This window comes from Pseudomonas sp. BF-R-01, from assembly GCF_019946615.1.
GTDB classification, from domain to species: domain Bacteria; phylum Pseudomonadota; class Gammaproteobacteria; order Pseudomonadales; family Pseudomonadaceae; genus Aquipseudomonas; species Aquipseudomonas migulae.
In genome coordinates this window covers 1-2,924 of the sequence record NZ_JAGYFX010000208.1, presented here as the reverse complement: position 1 = coordinate 2,924, position 2,924 = coordinate 1, and the positions used below count along the sequence as shown (strand labels likewise).

General features: G+C 60.9%; 4 protein-coding genes. 1 reads left to right on the top strand and 3 read right to left on the bottom strand.

Annotation, left to right across the window (positions count from 1 at the left end; translation table 11 throughout):
* Positions 1-294: 294 nt before the first annotated feature.
* The 3 genes from KGB27_RS31220 to KGB27_RS31210 are packed head-to-tail and all read right to left on the bottom strand — an operon-like array spanning position 295 to position 2,434.
* On the bottom strand, positions 295-1,215 hold the full coding sequence (locus KGB27_RS31220) for a LysR family transcriptional regulator (RefSeq protein ID WP_008030224.1): 921 nt from the start codon (positions 1,213-1,215) through the stop codon (positions 295-297).
* 31 nt (positions 1,216-1,246) lie between these two features.
* Positions 1,247-2,230, bottom strand: coding sequence for an MBL fold metallo-hydrolase (locus KGB27_RS31215; RefSeq protein ID WP_223557378.1), 984 nt, complete (start codon positions 2,228-2,230; stop codon positions 1,247-1,249).
* A gap of 60 nt (positions 2,231-2,290) precedes the next feature.
* Positions 2,291-2,434 (bottom strand): hypothetical protein, encoded by a 144-nt coding sequence (locus KGB27_RS31210; protein ID WP_223413804.1) that lies wholly within the window; start codon positions 2,432-2,434, stop codon positions 2,291-2,293.
* A 5-nt stretch (positions 2,435-2,439) separates the two neighbouring features.
* Between KGB27_RS31210 and KGB27_RS31205 the strand changes: the two genes are divergently transcribed.
* Positions 2,440-2,856: a helix-turn-helix domain-containing protein gene (locus KGB27_RS31205; RefSeq protein WP_008041154.1), complete on the top strand. Its 417-nt coding sequence runs from the start codon at positions 2,440-2,442 to the stop codon at positions 2,854-2,856.
* Positions 2,857-2,924 lie beyond the last annotated feature (68 nt).

Genomic DNA, 2,924 nt, shown 5'->3' with positions numbered 1-2,924 from the left:
AGCGCCCCTTCGGGAGGCCGAGTGGAGGTTCTGCGCAGTGGGCAGCCCGGCATGGATGCCGGGCTAGCCGCCCCCGGCCAGGGATGGCCGATGGCGGCGGGCCCACGGAGCAGGACCGGAGCGAGGGAACACCGAGCCTTAGCGAGGGGCCGGACGCCGGGGCAAGACTTTTTGGTTCCTTTTGTGGCGTTTGACAAAAGGGACTCGCCGTAAGGGCGAAACCATAGGCGGCCGTTACCGCAGCAATGGATATGCACACCCAAAAGAAAATGGTCGGCCCAAAGGCCGCCACGTTCAACCCGATACAGGCAAAGGCCTAGACATAAACTCACTGATCCGCGACCGCAACCACCGCTCCGCCGGATCATTGTCATGCACCCCACTCCAAGCCATCGAAAGCTGCGCAGCATCAATGGGAAACGGTGGATCCTCAGCCCGCAACGCACACCCTTCAACCAACGCACACGCCGCATAATCCGGCACCGTCGCAATCATCTCCGTGCCAGCAAGCAACGCCCTCAACCCACTGAACTGCGGAACACCCAACACCACCCGACGACTGCGGCCAACCTTGGCCAGATCCAGATCGATATTGCCGCTCAGGTCGCCAGAGAACGACACCATGGCATGCGGTCGTTCGCAATATTCGTCGAGCGTCAGCAGCCCCGGTCGCTTGTCCCCACGCAGCACCTTGCAGGGGATGTCGCGCAATTTCTTGCACTTCGCATTCGCGGGCAAATCCGTGGTGTAACTCACCCCCACAGAGATCTCTCCCGAAGCCAGCAATGCCGGCATCAGCAAATAGTTCGCACGCCGCACCACCACAACAATCCCCGGCGCCTCTTCTTGCAGTTGCCGCAACAACGGCGGAAACAAACCGAATTCGGCGTCGTCCGACAAACCAATGCGGAACACATCGCAGCTGCTCGCCGGATCAAATTCCTTCGCCCGACTGACCGCCCCGGAAATCACATCCATCGCCGGCTGCAATTCCTTGAGAATCGCCAGCGCCCGCGTTGTCGGCTCCATGCCGCGGCCATTACGCAACAGCAACGGATCGTCAAACAGATCCCGTAACCGCCCCAGCGCCGCACTCACCGCCGGTTGGCCCATGAACAATTTCTCAGCCACCCGGGTCAGGTTCCTCTCGAACATCAAGGCCTCGAAAATCACCAACAGGTTCATATCGACGCGGCGCAGATCGTTACGGTTCATAGGCACGGCTCCCTTGTGAATGCGTCGGACTTTACTCGATCAGCGGCACTTTCGCCGCACGTTTATAAGGACCGTATTCGACCGGCACCCATTGAAAATGCTTGCCCTCTGCGGCGATATGGCCAATGCCCGGAAACGGCAAATGCGCTGCCGTCACCCAGGTTTTACCGGCGGCTGCATCGCTGAACACCTTGGCGCGGCTTTTGATCGCTTGCTGACTGTTGACGTCAAAGCCGATCGAGACTTCCGGGTGCAAGAACTGCACCGCGAGGTTATGCACCAGATCGCCCATGAACAAAATGCTCTGCCCTTGAGAGGTGAAGCGGTACGTCGTACTGCCCGGCGTGTGCCCGGCTTCCAGCGTGGCCTCAACTCCCGGCACAGGCGACTGGCCGGCGTCGAACGTCTTGAAACGTCCCGCCGCGACGTACGGTGCGGTGGAGTCCTGGGCAATTTTGAAATACGGCTTGGCGCCCTCGGGAGCTTTGGCCAGCGCCTGAGGATCAAGCCAGTAATCGGCTTCGGCCTTCGCGGCGTAGACCGTGGCGTTGGCAAAAACCGGTTTCTGCTGGCCATCGACCAATCCGCACACATGGTCCAGGTGCAAGTGAGTCAACAGAATCGTGTCGACCTGCGAAGGCTCGTAGCCGGCGGCTTTCATGTTGTCCGAAAGCATGCCCGCCGTCGCACCGATGCATTGACCGGCGCCGGTATCCACCAGGATCAATTGCTTGCCGGTGTTGATCAGGAACGCGTTGAACGCAGTCTGCACCCCCGGCGTTTCAATCGAGCGACGGGCCAGCAGTGCGCGAATCTGGCTTTGGGTCAGGCCCTGGAGCAGTTTGGGCGACAGGTCGTTGTAGCCGTCGAACAGCGCCGTCACCTCATAGTCGCCCACCGCCAGGCGGAAGTAGCCCGGCACCTGAGTGCCGACCTGTGCCGGTGCCTGAGCCGAGGAGATTCCGGACGCCAACGCCACCGCGAGGCCCAACGCGCCAACCAGAGAATGTTTCATGCCGTCACCCTTGATCAAGTCAGAAGAGCGGCCATGCACAGGCCCGCCACAAGACGTCGATCATGCCTCGCCCGGCACCGCAAAAATTGCAGCCATGTGCTGAGTCAGCGCTGTTGGCCACCACTGCGCATCGGCGAAATTAACAACGTTTAACTCGCCTGCCAGAGCCCCGCGACCAAGAATGAAGCTCACCGAAACGGACATTTGTCATGGCTCATTCTCAGCAAAACGTCGCTCGCGCGACTGCCACTGAAACGCGAAAGAAAACCACCGGCGGCCTGACCCCGTGGCGCGAAAGCCTGGTCAAGCAACTGATCCTCGAACGCCTCGGTGAAACCGTCGAAGTCACCGAACTGGCACGCGCCTGCGCCCTCTCGCGCAGTCATTTCTCCCGCGCATTCAAGTGCAGCACCGGCCTCTCGCCGCAAGACTGGATTCGCCACCAACGCATCGCCCGGGCCAAGCAACTGATCCAGAACACCGACCTGAGCCTCACGCAAATCAGCCTTGAATGCGGCTTCTGCGATCAGGCGCACTTCTGCCACATCTTCACCCGCAGCGAAGGCATCAACCCATTCGCCTGGCGCTGCCGAGCCGTGCGCGCGCTTCCACGCGTCAACCTGTAGGAGCCCGGCTTGCCGGCGATGGCGATTTTACGGACGCCATCGCCGGCAAGCCGGCTCCTACAAGGGAT

Excerpts from the sequence above, each read along its gene's own strand:
- KGB27_RS31220 (WP_008030224.1), bottom strand. The coding sequence starts at position 1,215 with ATGAACCGTAACGATCTGCGCCGCGTCGATATGAACCTGTTGGTGATT.
- KGB27_RS31210 (WP_223413804.1), bottom strand. The coding sequence starts at position 2,434 with ATGTCCGTTTCGGTGAGCTTCATTCTTGGTCGCGGGGCTCTGGCAGGC.
- KGB27_RS31205 (WP_008041154.1), top strand. The coding sequence starts at position 2,440 with ATGGCTCATTCTCAGCAAAACGTCGCTCGCGCGACTGCCACTGAAACG.
- KGB27_RS31215 (WP_223557378.1), bottom strand. The coding sequence starts at position 2,230 with ATGAAACATTCTCTGGTTGGCGCGTTGGGCCTCGCGGTGGCGTTGGCG.